The organism is Paenibacillus sp. MSJ-34 (assembly GCF_018918005.1).
Taxonomy (GTDB): Bacteria; Bacillota; Bacilli; order Paenibacillales; family Paenibacillaceae; genus MSJ-34.
Window position 1 is genome coordinate 1 of sequence record NZ_JAHLPR010000034.1, and the last position, 19835, is coordinate 19835.

22 protein-coding genes and 2 pseudogenes are annotated in these 19835 nt (G+C 45.1%); 7 read left to right on the top strand and 17 right to left on the bottom strand.

What is annotated here, in order from left to right; all coding sequences use genetic code 11:
- Positions 1-27: 27 nt before the first annotated feature.
- On the bottom strand, positions 28-663 hold the full coding sequence (locus KQI79_RS17475; RefSeq protein ID WP_216539581.1) for a MerR family DNA-binding transcriptional regulator: 636 nt from the start codon (positions 661-663) through the stop codon (positions 28-30).
- A gap of 142 nt (positions 664-805) precedes the next feature.
- Here KQI79_RS17475 and KQI79_RS17480 point away from each other — a divergent pair, with 142 nt between their 5' ends.
- Together KQI79_RS17480 and KQI79_RS17485 are read left to right on the top strand one after the other, a co-directional pair.
- Positions 806-1183, top strand: coding sequence for a hypothetical protein (locus KQI79_RS17480; RefSeq protein ID WP_216539582.1), 378 nt, complete (start codon positions 806-808; stop codon positions 1181-1183).
- Positions 1184-1362: 179 nt separating this feature from the next.
- A pseudogene (locus KQI79_RS17485) lies at positions 1363-1776 on the top strand (chromosome condensation regulator); the annotation flags it as partial.
- Here the strand turns inward: KQI79_RS17485 and KQI79_RS28310 are convergent.
- From KQI79_RS28310 to KQI79_RS17510, 5 genes are all read right to left on the bottom strand, one after another.
- A complete protein-coding gene (locus KQI79_RS28310; RefSeq protein ID WP_216539641.1) occupies positions 1709-2023 on the bottom strand; it encodes a GNAT family N-acetyltransferase in 315 nt (104 codons plus the stop codon). The pseudogene KQI79_RS17485 and the gene KQI79_RS28310 overlap by 68 nt on opposite strands.
- A 490-nt stretch (positions 2024-2513) precedes the next feature.
- Positions 2514-3029 (bottom strand): thioredoxin domain-containing protein, encoded by a 516-nt coding sequence (locus KQI79_RS17495; protein ID WP_216539583.1) that lies wholly within the window; start codon positions 3027-3029, stop codon positions 2514-2516.
- Positions 3030-3031: 2 nt separating this feature from the next.
- Entirely contained in the window at positions 3032-4057 is a 1026-nt protein-coding gene (locus tag KQI79_RS17500; RefSeq protein WP_216539584.1) for an aliphatic sulfonate ABC transporter substrate-binding protein, read from the bottom strand.
- 3 nt (positions 4058-4060) lie between these two features.
- The gene (locus tag KQI79_RS17505; protein ID WP_216539585.1) at positions 4061-4756 is read right to left on the bottom strand and encodes an ABC transporter ATP-binding protein; all 696 of its coding nucleotides are present in this window, start codon (positions 4754-4756) and stop codon (positions 4061-4063) included.
- A 20-nt stretch (positions 4757-4776) separates the two neighbouring features.
- Positions 4777-5556, bottom strand: coding sequence for an ABC transporter permease subunit (locus tag KQI79_RS17510; RefSeq protein WP_216539586.1), 780 nt, complete (start codon positions 5554-5556; stop codon positions 4777-4779).
- 199 nt (positions 5557-5755) lie between these two features.
- Here KQI79_RS17510 and KQI79_RS17515 point away from each other — a divergent pair, with 199 nt between their 5' ends.
- Positions 5756-6454 (top strand): hypothetical protein, encoded by a 699-nt coding sequence (locus KQI79_RS17515; protein ID WP_216539587.1) that lies wholly within the window; start codon positions 5756-5758, stop codon positions 6452-6454.
- An 80-nt stretch (positions 6455-6534) separates the two neighbouring features.
- Positions 6535-7047 carry a hypothetical protein gene (locus KQI79_RS17520; RefSeq protein ID WP_216539588.1) on the top strand — a complete coding sequence of 171 codons (513 nt, stop codon included), beginning with the start codon at positions 6535-6537 and terminating at the stop codon, positions 7045-7047.
- Between the two features lie 174 nt (positions 7048-7221).
- On the opposite strand, the gene KQI79_RS17525 is transcribed toward KQI79_RS17520, so the two are convergent.
- Positions 7222-7635 carry a VOC family protein gene (locus tag KQI79_RS17525; RefSeq protein ID WP_216539589.1) on the bottom strand — a complete coding sequence of 138 codons (414 nt, stop codon included), beginning with the start codon at positions 7633-7635 and terminating at the stop codon, positions 7222-7224.
- A 214-nt stretch (positions 7636-7849) separates the two neighbouring features.
- On the opposite strand from KQI79_RS17525, the gene KQI79_RS17530 reads away from it, so the two are divergent.
- Positions 7850-8317 (top strand): PaaI family thioesterase, encoded by a 468-nt coding sequence (locus KQI79_RS17530; RefSeq protein ID WP_230193035.1) that lies wholly within the window; start codon positions 7850-7852, stop codon positions 8315-8317.
- A gap of 36 nt (positions 8318-8353) precedes the next feature.
- Here the strand turns inward: KQI79_RS17530 and KQI79_RS17535 are convergent, their stop codons facing one another.
- The 5 genes and pseudogenes from KQI79_RS17535 to KQI79_RS17550 form a co-directional block, all read right to left on the bottom strand.
- Positions 8354-8860, bottom strand: coding sequence for a tetratricopeptide repeat protein (locus KQI79_RS17535; RefSeq protein WP_216539590.1), 507 nt, complete (start codon positions 8858-8860; stop codon positions 8354-8356).
- The gene (locus KQI79_RS17540; RefSeq protein ID WP_216539591.1) at positions 8838-9437 is read right to left on the bottom strand and encodes a GNAT family N-acetyltransferase; all 600 of its coding nucleotides are present in this window, start codon (positions 9435-9437) and stop codon (positions 8838-8840) included. The genes KQI79_RS17535 and KQI79_RS17540 overlap by 23 nt, the downstream gene beginning before the upstream one ends.
- A 70-nt stretch (positions 9438-9507) precedes the next feature.
- Positions 9508-9984 (bottom strand): AraC family transcriptional regulator, encoded by a 477-nt coding sequence (locus KQI79_RS27675; RefSeq protein WP_253298234.1) that lies wholly within the window; start codon positions 9982-9984, stop codon positions 9508-9510.
- A 132-nt stretch (positions 9985-10116) separates the two neighbouring features.
- Positions 10117-10425, bottom strand: a pseudogene (locus tag KQI79_RS27680) (helix-turn-helix transcriptional regulator); the annotation flags it as partial.
- Positions 10426-10506: 81 nt separating this feature from the next.
- A complete protein-coding gene (locus tag KQI79_RS17550) occupies positions 10507-10740 on the bottom strand; it encodes a hypothetical protein (RefSeq protein ID WP_216539593.1) in 234 nt (77 codons plus the stop codon).
- Between the two features lie 206 nt (positions 10741-10946).
- Here KQI79_RS17550 and KQI79_RS17555 point away from each other — a divergent pair, with 206 nt between their 5' ends.
- Positions 10947-11321 (top strand): BlaI/MecI/CopY family transcriptional regulator, encoded by a 375-nt coding sequence (locus KQI79_RS17555; protein WP_216539594.1) that lies wholly within the window; start codon positions 10947-10949, stop codon positions 11319-11321.
- 14 nt (positions 11322-11335) lie between these two features.
- Positions 11336-12784, top strand: coding sequence for a M56 family metallopeptidase (locus KQI79_RS17560; protein WP_216539595.1), 1449 nt, complete (start codon positions 11336-11338; stop codon positions 12782-12784).
- A 342-nt stretch (positions 12785-13126) separates the two neighbouring features.
- Here the strand turns inward: KQI79_RS17560 and KQI79_RS17565 are convergent, their stop codons facing one another.
- The 5 genes from KQI79_RS17565 to KQI79_RS17585 form a co-directional block, all read right to left on the bottom strand.
- Complete coding sequence (locus KQI79_RS17565) at positions 13127-15211, bottom strand: S-layer homology domain-containing protein (RefSeq protein WP_216539596.1); 2085 nt, start codon at positions 15209-15211, stop codon at positions 13127-13129.
- Positions 15212-15283: 72 nt separating this feature from the next.
- Positions 15284-16009, bottom strand: a complete 726-nt coding sequence (locus KQI79_RS17570) for a carbohydrate ABC transporter permease (RefSeq protein ID WP_216539597.1) — start codon at positions 16007-16009, stop codon at positions 15284-15286.
- Between the two features lie 113 nt (positions 16010-16122).
- Positions 16123-16998 carry a carbohydrate ABC transporter permease gene (locus KQI79_RS17575; RefSeq protein ID WP_216539598.1) on the bottom strand — a complete coding sequence of 292 codons (876 nt, stop codon included), beginning with the start codon at positions 16996-16998 and terminating at the stop codon, positions 16123-16125.
- 81 nt (positions 16999-17079) lie between these two features.
- Positions 17080-18456 (bottom strand): ABC transporter substrate-binding protein, encoded by a 1377-nt coding sequence (locus KQI79_RS17580; protein ID WP_216539599.1) that lies wholly within the window; start codon positions 18454-18456, stop codon positions 17080-17082.
- Between the two features lie 87 nt (positions 18457-18543).
- Entirely contained in the window at positions 18544-19770 is a 1227-nt protein-coding gene (locus KQI79_RS17585; RefSeq protein WP_216539600.1) for an ROK family transcriptional regulator, read from the bottom strand.
- Positions 19771-19835: the final 65 nt, after the last annotated feature.

Consider the following 19835-nt stretch of genomic DNA (forward strand, 5'->3'; position numbering starts at 1 on the left):
GTCCATGTTCATCAAAGAAGATTCGTTTTAGCACGTTCGTCTCCATATCCTAACCTTACCAAAAACAAAAACGAGGCGGAAGCCCTGCCCACCCCAAAATTTTATAAATTCTATAATGTTGAAAAAGACGGTTTTCCGTAAACTGCTTAGCACAATAATCTTTTTTAATTCCCGCGACGTAAAGGCCCTATATCCGTTTTCCGGGTTCCGCTTAGAGCGAATGAGCCCCTCCTTTTCCCAATGTCGAATAGCGGATGGGTTAACACCGGCGATAGCGGCAACCTCCCCGATTTTCATCTCTTCCGTTACCTGCATATTCCTGTACTTGGAGAAGTCGGTTTGTTGAATCAGGCTCATGACCTCTTCGACGCGTTGTTTCTCTGCTTGGATGTTGTACTGTTGTAAATTGATTTTCCAAAGTGCCTGTTCGAGGCAGCCTTTTTTTAACAAACTCATGACATCGTAGCTGACAGGAATATCGAATCCTTTTCTTAAGGCACGTAAAGCAATGAAAGCTTGAACATGGACCGGTGTATAATATCTTCTATTACTGGCTGTCCGAGGTACGTCGGGCACCAAATCGAGATCTTCATATCTTCGCAAAGTGGTGGTGCTAACATGAAGTCTCTTGGCCATTTGTTTCGGCGTAAAGGTTTTGTCCATTGGCGACACCTTCCTTAAAGTCAAACCTTAAAGTACGACAACAACATTATAAGAAATACCGGCCCTCCCCACAAGGATGATTGGTATATCAAACGAAATCTTGCATGAATGTTGTATGATCGAAGTTGGAGGTGATTTGTTCATGGAAAATTTGACAGCAGAAGAAAAGCGGCAGTCGGTTGAAGCGTTTAAGTCGATAATTCGTAAATCGGAAAAGGCGCTTTCCCATATGAAAACAGATGCGCCACAGACGAGGTTGCTTGAGAAGCGAATGAAGTCTGCTCGGATTGGCGTAGATACGCTTCTTGCACGTTGGGAAGGCCAGGAGTTGGATGTCAGCAAAACAGATTTAATTGAAGCAAAAAAGGAACTTGAGGGCTTGCTGTTGACACTTCCTTCATTTCTTAAGAAATCAAAAGCGGGCAGTGGGCAGCGGACCTACATTACGAGAAGGATAAAGGCTTTTAAAGTTGCCGTTTTCTATATGGACGATTTGATTAAAGAGTTGGAACAAGCGTAATCAACATGCACTGTTGCACATTTTTGAGCGACAAAATGGCGCGATTTCCCCGTTATCCGGAAAAGATGGGAAGCCGATGCGGACCTTAGCTAAGGCGCTCGACCGCGATTCTACGCGGCATCCGCTCGGAGTGGAGCCGGTTTAAAATAAAATAGGTCTTGTTTTCAAGGAGGTAGAACATGGGTTATATTTCACCGAAAGAAGCGGCGTTAAAGGGGAAACGGTGGCCTAAAGATACCATAGCGGCGGGGCGTCGTCATACCGTTGGGCTTAACTCTGATGGCACGGTGACGGCTGTGGGCGATAATAAATATGGCCAATGCGATGTAGGCGGCTGGCGCGATATTGTAGCGGTCGCCGCTGGTAATGTTCATATGGCGACGAACACGGGTAATGCTCATACCATTGGTCTTACATCGGACGGCACGGTAGCGGCTGTGGGTTGGAATAAGCATGGCCAATGCGATGTAAGCGGCTGGCGCGATATTGTGGCGATAGCGGCGGGTTGCGCTCATACTCTCGGCCTTACATCGGACGGCACGGTCGTTGCTGTGGGTGATAATGAATACGGCCAATGCGATGTAAGCGGTTGGTGTGGCATCCAACTGCCCGTTTTTCAAAGAGTTTGACGCTTTCGAAGCCACTCAGAGGACCTAGGTCGTTAAAACCGAACTCAATCAAAGCTTGGCAAGCTTCTGTGGAAAAACCCATATTCCAATATTCGTGACGAACGAAGAATCCGAGTTCACCGTTGTTATGTTCTTTTGAGATGCTGACCAATCCGCAATTCCCAATATAATCGTTTGGTGAATCCTTCTTGAATAATCCAAACTCATATATACGTCTATATCACCCTAAAAAACGTTGCAACGCTAATGTCGCGACGCGGACAAAGGATCCCTTATTTGGGGAAAATACATGCATCGTGAGTCAATTTCATCATACCGCTGCGCGGCTGACGACCCGGGGAGCGGGCTAATGAAACGTAAACACGCTAATAGCCTGAAAATCACCTTGTTGCTCGTGTAACGAAACTGAAACACGCTAATGAGGGGAAGAAGGCGATAAAACCGCCGATTTCCAAGGAATACCGATACGTACTTTCGTTAGATTGGGAATGTCCTCATTTTGAGCCCAATAAGGATGGTCAGTTTCGTTAGCGCCAAACAAGGAGCACCGTGCGGATCGCCTTCGCAATGTAGGGGCAACCCTTTCTATATGTGCAATAAAGCCAGTTACTTCAACGGTGGCGGATTATGAAGTTGACTCTTTTTCATAGAACAAGTCATGTTCCGGTTTCTCAACAGTCCGTTCGAATGCCGATCATCTCTTAGGCCAGAGCCTGCTCGACTTCCTTTTTTAACCCGCCGGCGTCAATTTCAACAGGGTATTGAAACTCTTTGCCGTTAATGAATACCGTCGGGACCATCTTCACCTGACGTTTTATGGCTTCTGCGATAATTTTCAAACTTAAGTCTATATTTTCAGGTTGCTCCTGTAAACCGTACTCTTTGGCTAACAGCTTTTTAATCGAATGGCTGTCGGATTCGCTCCACTCGCTTTGTTTGGCGAACAAATCCTTCATCAGCTCGTAGACTCGCTGCGGATCCTTATAGTCTAAAAATGCGTTCGCCAGTGTGCCATATAAAAGCATTTCGCGCGGTTTATCATAATGTTTCACCACATATTGAACTTGGCCGTTCTCAATATAAGGGGGCAATGTTTCGTCAGCCGCTTGAAAGAATGTTGCGCAATACGGGCACGCCAGGTTCAAAAACACTTCTATTTTTACAGGCGCATTTTCGTTGCCATAGCTTAAGAATGCATTTTCGATTACTTGTGTCATGTTTAATCCTCCTGCTTGATGTTGCTTGGAATGATAGACTTGTCGATCTGAACGGCGTCTTTGACGTTAATTTTTGTTTCCAGCAGTCCCGCCTCAACGAATTTGTCGGCCAGTTTTTGCTGGCTTGTAATTATAGCGTCGCCAATCTGTTCAACGCCGAATGTACGGCGGTCATTGGCTTTTTGCAAAGGCGCAACGTCTAACCCCAATTCAGCGGATAGGATTTTCGAAATTTCTTGTTTATTTTCATTGGCCCACGTATCGGCATTTTGCAATTCTTGAAGAATGGTCGTCACGACTTCCGATTTGTTGTCCAAAAGTTCTTTGGTCGCAAAATAGAACGTCCGATTTTCCGAATTGCCGGAGCCATTAACAATGGTGCGCGTTTCTACCGTGTTCTCTACAATTGCCAAGTACGGATCCCATGTACCGTATACGTCGAACTCGCCTTTCGTAAAGGCAGCCAAGCCTTCAGCGGCATCTTTATATAACTTGATGTTGACATCGTTCAAATCAATGCCGGCCTTCTCCAAGGCGACCAAAAGCAAATAATGCTGGTTGCCGCCTTTGGTTACCCCGATCGTTTTCCCTTTGAAATCATTGACGCTTTGAATCCCGGAATCCGCTTTGACAACTAATGCGACGCCTTCCGGATACGGGGCTTCAGATGCCACATAGTTCAAAGGATGTCCCCCGGCTTGCATAAACACGGCGTTACCGTCGGATGCATGGCCGAAGTCAATGTTATTCGTATTTAAAGCTTCCAATAACACCGTACCGGTAGGAAACACTTTCCATTCCACCTTATAGCCTTTTTCACTTAACGCTTTATCCAGATTCCCGTGTTCTTTTAAAATGTTTAGCGTATTTCCTTTTTGATAGCCAATAGTGACAACGCCTTTTTGATTATTTTCCGGCGGAACGGCAGATCCGTCAGCGCCGGCGGGCGTGTTGGCGGAATCGTTTCCGCAAGCCGCTAAAACCAGAGTAAAAAGAGCAACTAGAGTAATTAAAAATGTTTTTTTCATGTTCTACACTCCTAGAATTTGATTTAATATTTTTTTCTCATGGAAGGTAAACGTATCGTCACGTTCCCGAGGTCTTGGCAAGTCAATGCGTTCATCCAACTGAATGACGCCCCGGTCGATCACGATCACGCGATCCGCTAAACGTACGGCTTCCGTTACATCATGGGTAACGAGCAGGGAAGTGAATTTCTGCTGCTGCCACAACTCTTCAATCAGGTTCTGCATTTCGATTCGGGTTAGCGCGTCAAGCGCGCCAAGCGGCTCGTCAAAAAGCAAAATATCCGGATTGCTTGCCAATGCCCGGGCCAGGGCAATACGTTGTTTTTGTCCGCCTGACAGTTGGTCGGGCCAATCATATTGTTTGTCGATCAATCCCACTTTCTCCAATGACTCTTTTGCAACATTCCGATTGACTGCGCCAAGCTCAATGTTCTTCATAATATTTTTCCAGGGCAGCAGCCTATCGTCTTGGAACATGATCCGGATTTTCGGATCGTTCGTTTCTTTACCGGAAAAATGCAATTCCCCCGTTGTGATCTGCTCCAATTTTGCAATGATTCGCAATAGAGTGCTCTTTCCACAGCCGCTTCTTCCAACGATGGCCGTAAAGCTTCCTTGCTCGATCGATAAATCGATATGATGTAATACTTCATTCTCGCCGTAACTTTTGCCGACATGTTTCAGTTCAATGTTGACCATGACATCCCCCAACAGGCTAGTTATTTCTTACGGTAAACAGGATTCCATTGTAAAAAGCGGTGTTCGAACAGTTTCGCAATGACATCGGATAGCTTTCCTAGTATCGCGTATAGAACAATGGTTAGCACGACAATGTCCATTTGCATGAATTCGCGGGCGCTTGTTGCCATAAAGCCAATCCCTGAATCGGCGCCAATCGTCTCCGCTACAATTAATGACATCCACATGACACCGAGCGCATAACGAATGCCAACCAGAATGGAAGGCAAGGCGCCGGGCAAAATAATGTTCGCAAACAATTTCCACTTGGATAACCCATAAACGGTTCCCATCTCAATCAGTTTGCGGTCCACATTTTGAATGCCGCTGAAAGTGTTGATATAGACAGGGAACATGACACCTAGCGCAACGAGAAATATTTTGGCGGATTCGCCGATTCCAAACCATAGAATGACGAGCGGAATCAGCGCCAAATGAGGGATGGTACGAATCATCTGCATGGTTGTATCCGTTGTTCTTTCAAAAAACGTAATCGTTCCATTCAATAGGCCTAGTATAAAACCGATGATCCCCCCTATGAAAAATCCGATTAAAGCGCGTTGCGTACTAATAAAAACATGTTCTTGCAATTTACCGGAACCCGTTAATTGAATCGCAGCCTCTACCACGTCCAACGGCGTTGGCAGGATGGAAGAACTGATAATCTTGGATTGCCCTAGTATTTGCCAAAGTACAATCGTTATGATAGGGAAAAGCCACGGTACTAATTGGTTCGTATACCATTTCTTCGTTTTGTTCATCTTCTGATCTCCCGACAGTTGTGAAAATAGTAAATACGATAGCAAGTTGAGTTTGATTATATGGAATTCCGATAGGAATTGTCAACTATAAAAAATGACGATATTGGAGGAATTAGTAAAGAGGGGCGTTATTGGTAGCTGTAATATGATAAATGGCTTACAATATAAGTAAACTAGCGAGCACCTAAGGGGTGATGAATTGAAACTTTTTCATTTTTCAGAGCCGATCGAGTTCGAAGATTTAATCCCTGGCACGCATAATAGATGGGGAAATGATGCCCTTCTTTTCCGGGTAAACAAAGGGACAGGGAAGTTAACCGCGAAGTATGGGAACGATAAAAATGGCGATACATACGGATTTTTGCTGCTGGACCATAAGCCATTGATAAACAGCTACGGGGAAGAGTTGTACTGTCCTACTTGCGCAAAAATTTTAAGTATTGGGTTAGGCAGAGAGAATGTTGATAAAAGCCTGATTGATACCATTAAATATTCACAGGAATTAGCCAATGACATCGCCGATGCTTTTGAAAATGTGAAACCTATGCTGCCAATCTTAGAAAACGGATACTACTTGCTTACCCGCATCGAGATGATTCCAACGGATGGCGACGGCCATTTTTTTTGGAATCTATCCGCTTCTAAGAAACGCTATAGAGCATCGGCGGACGTATATTATAAGTTTCATGTCAGTTCCGGCACTCCCAAATTCCTACTTCCGTCTCAGAATATTCATTGTTTGAACGAGGAAAGAGTTAACCATTACTTAGATGAGATCAACGACGGGAAGACTATGACAGGACTAGCCTTTTACTATGAAGGGTTCATGAGCACATTATTAGACGGACACATAGAGCAACTGCAGCTTATATCGAAAATAAAAGTATCGATTGTTTAACCATAATTAAAGTGACAGGATTTAGTTACGATCAAAACAAAAAGCCGGATAAGATGTATGCCGGCGGAGAAAGGTACGATTTGAACTTATTTAGAAAACCTGAGAGGATTTATAAATATCTAAAAAAGACATCCGATTCCAGGAAATCGAAACTTGAGATTCAAGAAGTTGAGAAAATTGTTCATGATTGTCGGAACGTATGGCTGCATGAGAATGAACCCGTAGGAATCGATTTTGGAAAAGGAAAATATCCCGACTATTTATCCATTGCGTTCTCCGATCTGGCAGGAGATGTTTCGGATGAACGAATTAGAGAAGTGATGGCTAGGCGGGACGACAAGGCAGAGTTCGAGTTGGAGATGATTTTTAAGAAACTGCAATACCAAGAACCCGACAAAGCGTTCGAACTGGCAAAGAAAATCATCCATGACGCGAATTGGAAGGTGTTGTTCGAGGAAGCGTTTCGTTATTTAGCGACAATAGACAGTACGGAAGTGGAAGATATATTTATTGCATATTTAATCGATTCCGATTATGATTCAAAGGATATTTGCAGAAAAATAGCAGATGAATATTTGAATAACAGGTCCTAATCTATTCCCTTTGAAAAATAGTAGGATCAATAAGATCTATGGCCGAATTCATTTCATAGAAATATCCTATTTGCATTTTCTCTTTGAGAGCCAATCCGGAATAATTGCGGTTGATCTCATCGATCCAATCTTTCTCCAACTCGTCGACGAACCGAGAGAGCAAATTGTCTAACTTTATTTGTAGTAACCGTTGCCTTCTTCTCCAAGAAAGGTCGCGATATACCAATGGTTGCCAAAGGGATCTTCCACCCCTCCGCTTCGCTCGCCATACGGCATGTCCGACGGCTCATACAGCGAAGTCGCCCCGGCGTCCAATGCCCGTCGGTAGCACAGGTCCGTATCTGGAACAAACACGTGAAGCGAATTCTGTCTGGGCGGAAAGTTTTCGTTTCCGGCCGACAATTCGATAATCGTGTCGCCGATGCGGACTTCGGCATGAGTGATTCTACCTTCGTCGTTAGATGCCCGATTCAGTTCAACCCCATCAAAAACTTCTTTCACAAATTCAATCATCTTATTCGCGTCTTCCACCGTAAAATACGGCGTAACAGTGTGAAAACCATGAGGTGTAAACTTATTCTTGTTCATGTTTTATACCCTCCTTGTTTTTTCTCATTTTATTATAAAACCATTTGAGAAATCTATGCAGTGTAACTCCCATTCCGGTCCCATTTATTAATAGAATAGCAAAATTACCAGTATTCGCCAAGGACTAAGATACAATTCAACTCGACTTTCTATTATTTACCATATATTATATAATGAAATAGATAAATCATTAACGCTGGAAGGAGATAATCTCTTGAACGGATTGTTGTCCCAATATAAACGCATTATCGCCGGCGAAACCGCGCCTTCTCCCGTGGAGCTTTTATTGGGTATAAGGCCTTTGGACATCGAGGAGGGGCGTTCGGTCTTCGAATTGGAAGCAAGGAACGATCATTCCAATCCACAAGGAACGGTTACTGGCGGCGTCACGACAACCCTTGCCGACATGGCTATGGGAATGGCGTTCGGAACGACGCTTCAGCCTCATGAAACATTCACGACCATTGAATTGAAAATCAATTTCTTGAAACCGGTTTGGCAGGGAAAAATCAAGGCTGAAGCAGTAGTGAAAAAACGCGGCAAAACGATCGGGTTGGTGGAATGCAGCCTGTTCGATGAGATAGGAAGTCTTGTTGCTTTTTCCACAAGTACGTGCATGGTACTTGAAGGTCAAAAGGCCAATGGCAGGTCGCAGCATATTGCAAATGAGGGAAATCGATAAGATGCAAAAGTCGGAGTTGCATGCAAATTATCGATTTCACTTCGTCTCATCAAGATGTGTCGCGTAATACATAAGACCTCGTTTGAAGTAATGAAGTTTCTCGTCGGTCGTTGTCTCCATCAAATTGACCAGGACGATTTCCATCGCTTCCTTGTAGCTCTGGGTATTATACAGGGCCATCGCGAGTAATACCTGAAGAGCCCGGTTGTCGGGAAACTCCGTCACACCCCGGCGCAATGTTTCTTCCGCTTGCCGGTAGTATCCCAAATAACGATATGTGCTTCCTAGACCAAGCAAGCATCGTTCAAGATCCGGTCCGGAGAGCCCTAATTCAAGGGCTCGTTCGTAGTAAGGAATAGCCTCTGCTCCCAATCCCGAATTGTCATGAGCCACTCCCAACTGGAAACTAATCTCCGCGTCATCCGGGTAAGCGGCGGCCAAATCGGTCAGCAGCGCTCTAGCTTCCTTCAGAATGTCTTGGTCTTGCTTCGCTCTTCCTTCCTCGCGCAGTTGAATCGCTTCAGCTAAACGATCTCGCCTCATTGTTCTTCAAATCCTTCCATTCGACTTTCAAAATACTATAGATCTCCAAATCGACGATACCTTTGCCTGACCAAAGCGTAGCTTGTCTTAACGTTCCTTCATACACGAAGCCATTCTTTAACAATACTTTCTTGGAAATTTCATTCGGAGGCATGACTTCAGCCTGAATTCTGTTGACGTTGACATCCGTAAACAGAAAATCGAGCAATCGATGTACCGCTTCGGTCGCGATCCCTTTCCCCCACTGCGACTCCGACAAAAAGTAGCCGATCGTCGCCATGTTTACCTTTTGATTCAAGTCGAAAGCTTCAATGATACCAAGCAGGCGATCGGGTTCCGAATGGCCGAAGATTCCCCACTTGACTCTCGACTTTTTATGATAGTCTCTCTCAAAATGGCCGATCATATTTTTTACCGTCTCTTTATTATGTTTAGGGATAATACCGCAGTATTCAAATACTTTATCATTGTTATAGATTTCAAAAACGTCGTCAAAATGGTACTCTTCAATTTTCTTAAGCGTTAAACCGTCTGACTTCAAGATAGGGAATTGTCCAAAAATGGCCTCCAAGTTCATTCCTTCACCGCTCCAGTTCCTATTTTTTATTGAAAAAATAGTGCAAGTTCTTGCCGTTGGATATTATTTTTCATGCTCTCTTCTTGATCGGCACGTATAGATCGACCTTGCATTTTCCTTCCGGATCCGAAGCGGGATCGTTCATGCAAAATTCGAGGCACGGCCTGTCGTCGGCCTCATATTCGCTATTCGGCAGCCATAGGCCGAATACGTTTTGATAAGCGAGAACCAATTTATCAATGGTGTCGTAGTACGAGTACAGAGCATACATGCCGCCGGATAAGGTTTGGAATTGCACATGCGTTGCATGCTTATGTTTTTCAAATCCGCTTGGCAACGTAACGCAAGCATCGTAACGGCAAGCGTATTCGTCGACGAGATTCCCATCGTCCAACGATATGCCAATAAAAAACTGATTATGCGGAGTAAGTCCTTGTCGACTTGCCCATTCTCCTAACTTGTCCCACGCAACGCGAGTGTCCATGTAGCTCCCCACATGTCTAACATACGCCACTTCATATTCCGGAAGATCCGTGATTGTGATCATCTTTCCCCAAGCCCTCCTCAAAAGATCATTTTTCCCGTTTTTATTGTAATCGTGAAGAGGAACGAACTCTTCTGGCTTATTGCTAATATATGACGAGAAATTGCTATTTTGTCTTATGCTGTTTCTAAGCTCGCTTGGGGTTTTGCCATAATGTTTCTTGAAGAGTGCGTTGAAGGTCGACACGGATTCAAACCCGCATAGATGCAATATGTCCAGAACGCTCTTGTCGGTTTCAGCCAAATATCGAACAGCCCTTTGCAAACGCACTCGATTTACGAATGCTGCCGGAGTGACGCCAACAAGGGATGTAAATATTCTTGAAAAATGGTACTTTGAAAAATTCGAAACGCCGGCCAATATATCGAGGTTGAGTTTTTGATCGCTATGTTCCTCTATATATTTCATTACTTTATCAATTCTGCCTTGATAGTCATTATTCATTTTGCCCAAACTCCCAATTGCCAATGGTATTAGAATACCCAAATTATACTCCGCAAATGGAAAAGATGGATAGCCTTTTGGTCATTTCAAGCACATCGCCTTTATTTTCAACGCTAAACGAACAGCAACTAGTCTTACTTTCTTCTTTTGTTCTTCGTCAGTATCGCTAAAAAAAGCGGGATCATGGGCCAGTTCTAATAATGCCTCACGAGTTGCTTGAACGGAGAGTTGTTCATTTTGAATGAGATAATAGCAAATCTGATAGCAATACGCTTCATGTTGTCTTAATATCGCCACTTTGGTTTGTATGTCCATGTATACACTCATCCTTATGCAATGTTCTGCAGTTCCATCTTCAGTTACTACGTTCTGTAGTAAATTAATAGTACTACATTTTGTAGAAAATTCAAGGTGAACTTCTCTTGACAATCTACTACGAATTGTAGTAAATTCGTATTACTACGGACCGTAGTAATGAAATCGTTATGGACGCATAACGAGAATTAAAGAGGTGTACACCCATGGAAAAAATGCAAAAATTGTCTGACACTGAAATGGAATTGATGGAGGTGATTTGGGAATGTGACCCGCCTGTCACATCGACCGAATTGTTGCAAATTTTCGCTCAGCGGGGTAAGGAGTGGAAGGCACAAACGATTTCCACCTTCCTATCGCGGTTGGTGGACAAAGGGGCGCTAGAAACCACGAAGCATGGCCGAACGAACAAGTATGTTCCCCTCATATCGCCGAAAGATTACAAACTGGCGGAAACGCAACATGTACTGGACGGGTTATACCAAGGATCGGTTAAAAACTTAATCGCTGCTTTGTATGACGGCGACAAGCTTTCGGATGAAGACATTGCAGAGCTGAAGCAATGGTTTTCGGAGAAGTAAGCGAGGTGCAGTCTATGAGTAAACTTCTGGAACTGCTCGTCTCCCTTTCCGTTGCGGGAAGTACCGTTTTGATCTGCATTCTCCTGTTGCGGCTCGTTTCTCCAGACGTTTTCTCTGCGAAATGGCGATATGCGATGGGAAAAATGGCAGTAGGATTTTATCTTTTACCTGTAGCCTTTGTTACGAACCGGCTTGTGCAACTCTTCATTCCGAAGCAAACGACAACCCTTCCTATAGCCGGTCTGCCTTCGAGCGTGCAACAAGCACAGCCCGGCCTACCCAATGGGTTCATACCAGAACTGAATCTTTCTGCCGATGCAGCTTTCGTCTTTCTGAGTATTTGGGGTACAGGAGCTTTGGTTTTTGCCATATGGCAAGTATATTGTTATCGCAGGTTTATAAAAAACTTACAGCAAACCCGTTCGTCCGTGCCGGAGAACAGCGAAGCTGCCAAACAGCTGAAACTGATGAAGCAAGCTCTTGGCATGCCAAGCAACGTCCGACTTGCTTACAGCTCTGCTGTTCGAAGTCCCGTTCTTGTGGGCTTATGGAAACCTACGATTTATCTCCCTATGGAGAATATCGCGAATGTGGACATGGGCATGGTGATCCATCATGAATTGATTCACTTGAAACGGAAAGACTTATGGATCAAGGCGATTGCATTGGCAGCAAGCAGCCTGCATTGGTTTAATCCCTTCGTTCACCTTCTCCGGAAAGACATTCATACATGGAGCGAGCTATCCTGTGACGAAGAAGTCGTGAAGGAAATGTCTTACACCGAGCGAAAACGGTATGGTGAAACGATCCTGAACGTGATGATAGGTTCAAGGGGCATGCCCATTCGATTTTGCGCCTCCTTATCCGGCGACGGCAAACAATTGAAAAGGAGATTAACGAACATGCTTAATGTGAAAAAACTGAAAAAACATACGATGATTATGACCGCAGCGGCAGTCATTGCTATTGGAGCAATCGGTACATCGACAGCCGCCTGGGCGGCTAGTATGACACCCAATATCAATACCAATACGAATCAAACTATTGAAGGCGCAGGTGACTCTATACTATATGAGGGCGTACAACTCTTGAGATATAGCGCTCTAACGCCTGATGAACAAAAATTCGTAACCGAAGAGGGTCTAGGGGGCGTATATGTTCTTGAAGGTTACGAACACCCTGTACCTTTTGACGAATTGACGCCCGCTGAACAAAAACAGGTCACTAAAGAGGAGGGGTATTATTCGCCTGAGAGCATCGCTAGAGTAAAAGAATCGACTGAGAAGTACCCTCCTGGAACATCAGTTACAATTACACATCAAGAAGACAAGTCGATTCCTCCCGGAACTTCAATAACAGTAAGGAAATTGACTTCCGAAGAAATTAAAGAACTTGAAAAATTGCGATCTGAAAAGAATACGGAAAAAATACGGGCTTTCTACGAACAGATACACAAAAAATGAAAATGAATCTATAAAACATGAAAAAGCATTGCCCAACAGGCAGTGCTCTTTTCATGTAGAATTCAATTTGGAAACTGACAATCCTTATTGGGCTCCAAATGATGACGTTCCCATCCTAACGAAAGTGCGTATCGTTATTCATTGGAAATCGGCCGTTTTATCGCCTTTTTCCCTTCATTAGCGTGTTATAGTTTCGTTACACCCGGCAACAAGATGATTTACAGGCGATTAGCGTGTCTAGGTTTGGTTAGCCCACCCGGCGGGGGAGTCAGCCGCTCGCGGCATGCTGAAATTGACGCTTTTTAGTTTCTTGCAATCTGAACACCAATATTCCGGTATACCCTAATTTTTCAACTCGAGCATCCGCACGATGGCCGACACGGCTTCCGCTCTGGTCGACTTAACCTGCGGCGCAAACCGGTTATCGCGCCAGAAATCGAGGATGCCGTTTTGCTTTGCCGCAGTTGCGGCGTCTTTCGCCCAGGCAGGGATGGCTTCCTCGTCGGCAAAGCCGGTTTGCGACTCTCCGTCGGCAGGCAAGCCTGACGCTCTGGCAACCATGACGATCATTTCCGCATGGCTGATGTTGGCCGACGGCCGGAAAGTACCGTCCGGATAACCGTTGATAATGCCGAGTTGTACGGCCTGCGAGACCGCCTTAACCGCCCAATCCCCGATCTTGTCCTGGTCAGCAAAGGCGAGCTTGGCGCCTTCCGCCGCCGGTTTCATCCATTTCATCAGCAGGACCGCAAACTCGGCGCGGGTCACGTTGCCATCCGGCCGGAATGTTCCGTCCGGATAACCGTTCGCGATCTCTAGCTCGGCGGCTGCTATAATGTTCGTCTTCGCCCAATGCTCCGCAATATCGGGGAATGGAAGTTCCGGCACGGGAACGGGTACCGGTGCTGGCGTCGGTGCCGGAGCGGGGGTTAACGGGGGGGCCGGCGCTTGGGCTGGAACGACCGTGACGACGCATTGGGCGGCGAATCCCCCGTCCTCGGCAGTTGCCGTAATGACGGCGATGCCCGGCGCGATCCCGCTAACTTTGCCCTCGTTGTCCACCGTAGCCACTGTGCTGTCGCCGCTTCCCCATTTCACCAATTTGTTCGTTGATTGCTCGGGGCTCACCTTTGCCGTCAACTCTTCGCTGCTTCCCGCTTGCAGGCTAAGCATATTTTTATTTAAGCTGATGCCGCTCGCGGCGACGGTACCCAACGCGTGCAAGGAAGAAGAAGAGACCGCATAAAGGGTTCCGTCGTTTCCTATAACAGGGTCTTTAGAGCCGATTGAGTTTGCGCCAAACTCCCATTTCACTTTCCCGTCGGCATCTACCGCGTATAACATATTATTAGTACCGGCATAAATGGTGCCATCCATTCCTACAGCCGGTTTCGAGCGCATCGTGTCTTTGGTAAGCATCCTCCATTTCACTGTTCCGTCCGGATTGAAGGCGAGCAACTCCATTTCCGCTCCGACATAAATGGTGCCGTCGGCGCCGATGGTCGGGGAAGAGCGTGGGTAGGAGTAGTCCGTATAGCTCCATTTCTTCAATCCTTCCGGATGAACGGCATATAATCCTTGTTCCTTTAGCCCTAAAACGCGAGTTGTCAAATAGATTGTACCGTCCGGCGCAATTGTCGGCGCATTGAAAATGAGCCCGCCAATAGGAAGTGTCCATTTTTTAGCTCCCGTCGATGTGAATGCATACAGAACCCCGCTGGTGTCGCCGACATAGATCGTCCCGTCTTTCCCGACTATAGGGGAAGCGGCCAACCCCGCTGTCGCGTTCTCCCACTTTTTCGCTCCGTCCGGCTCAATCGCATACATTTTCCTATCGCTGGCTCCGCCGATGTAGATGACCCCATCCGTCCCTACGGCCGGAGCTGAGAACGGATTGTCAAAATAAAGCTTGACTTCGGGTCCTCCCCTTGTAAATTCCCACTTCTTTTTCCCATCCGGATCGAAGGCATGGACCTCGTTGCTTGCATTTGGATCTGCAGCCGCATAGATCGTACCGTCAGATCCGACGGCGAGTTTATTCGGCGAAAAATTTAATTCGATTTCCCACTTCAAGGATCCGTCCGGCTTAATCGCGTACAGTTTTCGCTTATCCGTGCCCACGTAGATCGTTCCGTCCGGACCGACCGCCGGCGCAGTAAATACCATAGCATTAAAACGGTATTCCCATCTGACCGTCGCCTTCGGATTGCCGGGTTGCTTCGGTTGCTCCGGTTGTACCGGAATTTTAAGGATGGGAACGTTTCGTTTGACGTTCGGATCAATCGTCGCATCCTTTAGATCGAACGGTTCCCCCGCAGCGACAGAGGATAGGAGCATTGTCGTTACCGAAATAACCATGATGAAAATGAGCGCTCTTGTTTTCCATCCGGTCTTACCAATATTCTTCCGATGTTTGTCTAATTCCACGCAAAATCCCTCCTTCATATCGATTCTAAAGGAGGGAGCGCTTCGAAAGCGTTTCAAACATAATATTCGGTTTTACCCTTTCACCGAACCTGCCGTCAGCCCTTTAACTAACGACTTATAGGTAAAGAAGCCGATGAGGATCGGGACAAGCACTACCATTGTCCCAGCGGCCGACATCTTGCCCCAGAAATAGCCTTGCTGTGTCATAAACTTGCTCATATAAACCGGCAAAGGCGCGGATTGCGTTGCGGTTGCGGTAACGGCGAAGAAAAACTCGTTCCATGTCACAATAAACACCAGCAATGCCGAAGAGATGATGCCGTTTTTAATTAAAGGCAGCATAATTTTGAAAAAGGTACCTGACTTCGAACAGCCGTCTATTTTCGCAGCCTCTATAATTTCACCGGGAATTTCTTTAAAGTAGGTGGTACACATCCATATCATCAAAGGAATGCCCGCTCCTGTATTCAACAAAATTAAAGCCAGCTTCGTGTCCAACATATTCAATTTCGCGAGCACAATATAGACAGGCGTAATGACAGCGACGGCCGGCAAAAATATGGTCGTAATAAACCAAAAGTAAATGCTGTTCGCTTTTTTCATCGACGAATAGACTAGCGCGTAAGCGCCCAGCACGCCAAAAATTCCGGACGCTACCACCGTACCAAGCGTAATTTGCACGGAGTTGGATAAATGTTTGAAGAATTCGGGAGTGACAACATCCCGATAATTGTCCAATGTCGGTGTAAAGAATAATGATGGAACGGAAACCTGGCTTTCAAATTTGAAACTGGACAAAAACATATACAACATCGGGAAAAGCCATAACAAAACTACAACATACGCTATTGTTGTCATCAGATTCTTTTTTGCGCGTCTGCTCAATTTTTTCACCACCTAGACTAAGAAGTTCATACATTCTTTGTATTGTTCTTGATCATAAATCCGTAAAATCTTTGGACAACAATCAGCGTAAGCGCAACGGTAACGACAGCGATTGCAGCGGCGGTTCCCACATTCCAATCGTAGAATAACGCCTTATAGGAATAGTACGGCAAATTGCTTGACGAACTGCCCGGGCCTCCGGATGTCGTGACATAAATTAATCCGAACACTTTCAAAATATTGATTAATCCGAGTGTCATGGCAACATTGATATGATCGCGAATTAACGGCAATTGAATATGGAGCAACAATTTCCAACCGGTAGCCCCATCGATTCTTGCGCTCTCAATAATTTCGGACGGCATGTTTTGCAATCCGGCCATAATGATGAGGAAGAAGAAAGGTGTCCATTGCCATACGATCAAGATCATAATCGTAAGCAAGGCATATTTCCCGAAGAAATCGATCGGTTCCAGCCCCAGCGCGCTGGAGATATAATAATTGAGACCAAGCGACGGATTCAGCATCAATGTTTTCCATATAATGCCGACGACGGCTTCCATCACAAAATAAGGGATAACAAATAGCGTTCTCAGCAGATTGACGCCCTTAAAGTTGCGATTCAGCATCAAGCCGAATAAAATGCCGAGCACGGTACATATCGCTAATGCAACGATAACAATGAGCAGCGAATTCAATACAACTTGATAAAACTGGCCGTCCGTCAATATTTTTTTATAATTGTCGATTCCGGCAAACTTAATGCCTAAATCGGGTCTTTTCACATTCCAACTAATAAATGAAAATATAATGGTAAGAATAAACGGAATCTGCGTGACAACTCCAACAACAATCAGTGCTGGAAGAATTAATAATTTACTCTTATCGCCCTTTGTATTCATTGTTCTTCTCCTCTTCCATTAAATAAATTACTGGTACGTACTTACTCCGTACCAGTAATTTTGGAGAATGTAGTTCGATCGTTACTTCTTGTATCCTCCCGCAACAGCTACATCCGTCAATATTTTTTGTCCTTCTTTCAATACTGCGTCAATGTTCTTTTGATCGACCAAATGGGATGCAAGCAATTGAGCGATTTGCTCGCCCCAAGATGAATATTCAGCCATATTCGGAATGGAATTTCCTGTATACGGTGTTTTATTTATAGCAGGGTTATGAAAATCTACTTGCAAAATCGCTTTTTTCGTAATGTCTGCAAAATCGCTGGCTTGCTTATAATTTTCATTGTCGTAAGTGGAGATGCGAGTGCCTGACGGCGTGCTTTCCCAACCTTTTTTCTCGCCCACAAGATTGATGTAATCTTTACTTGTAGCCCATGTTAAGAACTTGAATGCCGCCTCTTTATTTTTGGAAGAAGCGTTAATGGCGAGGCCCCAGCCTCCGATGGTATTGGTAGCGTCTTGTTTCACTTGAAGCGGCGCCATGGCGTATCCGATTTTTCCGGAAACTAGCGAGTCTTTCGAATTGGCGAGCGTGCCGGCAGAGACGCTGGCGTCGTACCACATGGCCGCTTTTCCGGTCGACATCAAGTTCAACGCTTCCGTATATCCGGTCGAAGTCGGTCCCGCTTGTCCGGCATCGGCCAAAATTTTCTTATAGAATTCAATGGCATTTTTCATTTCCGGCGTATCAAACGTTGCATTCCAGTCCATATCGTAATATTGCGCTCCGAACGCATTCGCGATCGAACTGAAAATAAACATATTTTGTCCGCTGCCAGGCAAGCCCCTCAGCGCAATGCCGGCAATGCCTTTTTCTTTATCTTGCGCTTTCACCGCCAGATCGTAAACTTGATCCCATGTCGGATTTTCCGGCATCGTTAAATTTTTCGCTTCGAAAATTTCTTTATTATAGAACAATAATGTCGTTTCCGCATAGAACGGCAGCGCTCCGAGACCTTTCGTTTCAGAGGATAAGGAATCCCGTACTACAGGGAACACATCCTCCAGATCGTACCAAGCTTTTTCGTCGTCGCTCATGCCGTTCAGCAGCCCGTCCAACGGCTCCGTCCAACCGTTATCCAAATAAACGGCAGAATCTTGAGCGCCGATGGTGAACAGATCGTACTGCCCGCCGCCTAAACCGACATCTTGCGTAATTTTCGAACGGATTTCGTTCTCGGAGAGAACGGTATAATTGACTTTAATTCCTGTTTTTTCCGTAAATTCGGAAGTCATCTCTTCCATAATCACCATATCGTTGTTATTGACCGTAGCGATATTCAATACGGCGCCATCCTTGGCGGAATCCCCGTTGCCGCTCGAACATCCTGCTAATAAGCTTCCTGCCAAAGTGATTGCCGATAACATACTTAACGCATACTTTAACTGTTTTTTCATAGGTTGACCCTCCATTGATGAACAAATAGATAATGAAAATATTTATGTGATATTCCCCCGCTTGCTTTTGTCCTTCACCTCCTTCCATTACCCATAATGGGTTTCAATGAAATCGATAATATCAAGCGAGTCCATATACTTTCTCACAACCATCAATCCCGCCCCTTCCAACATGCCTCCCTTTTCATATTTGGAAAAGCGGATGTCGATCGAGTCTACAATTTCTTCGGGCAGGTCATTGCTTAAATTGTTTTTTAATTGCGCTAAAAATTTGGGGGAATTGACAATCATATCGCCAAAAACGATCGTGTCCGGGTTCAAGATATACAGCAGATTGGCGATTCCGTAAGAAAGAAACCATGCCATCTGATTCACCGCCCAAACCGCCAGTTCGTCGTCCTTTTCGTAATAATGATAAATCTCGCTGATGGAAGAATGTTCATGAAGCTGCGAATTCGGAAACTCATGCAATCTTTCTTCCACTAATCGAACTAAATTGATGGGAGCCGCATATCGCTCCAAAATGCCAACCTTATTGAACTCATTCCGTTTGGCATTGAAGTTGATGCCCATATGGCCGATTTCGCCCGCGATTCCATTTTTGCCGCGGATTAAATTTCCGTCGATCATGATGCCTCCGCCAATCCCATCCCCTAAATTCAAATACATCATTATGCCCTTCGTATTTCCCGTTTCTTCTACATAGTCTCTCCATTCTCTTAAAGCGGATACATTCGCGTCATGATCGATGTACACGTTCAAGTGAGGATATTTCGCTTGTATTTGCTCCAGGAAATCCACTTTGGAAAGCTCGGGCATATCATATACCTTTGCAATCGTTTTCCCATTATAGGTCATTAACGGACCTACAATCGCGATCCCGATGCCTAATACCTTCTTGCTTGCGTCGCTCGCAATCATTCGGTCTATTCCGTCGTATATAAACGACAATATGGAAGAGATGGGTGTATCCTTATCGATTTTAACCATGCTTTTTTGCAGCACTTCCGCTTGAATATCGCATAATGCAAATTCGATCGCATCGCGGTTAATCCTTACGGCAACGGATACAACATCATCCAGGGCCAGCGAAATGCCGGTAATTTTGCGGCCGTTTTCAGATAAGATCGGGCCTTGTTCTTTAATGACGCCCATTTCTTCAAATTCATTGATAATATTGGTGATGGTGGCTTTATTTAACCCGCTCTTTACAGCCAGCATCGATCGTGAAATGATCCGATGCCTTAAAAGTAAATTTAGCACCAATCCACGATTGGCCTTCTTCACTTCATCTATGTTTTGAGCTCTTTTCATTTTTCCTCCAATCTGTTTATTGTGTAAACTTTTATAAGATAAAAAATTTACGTAATCAACTTAAA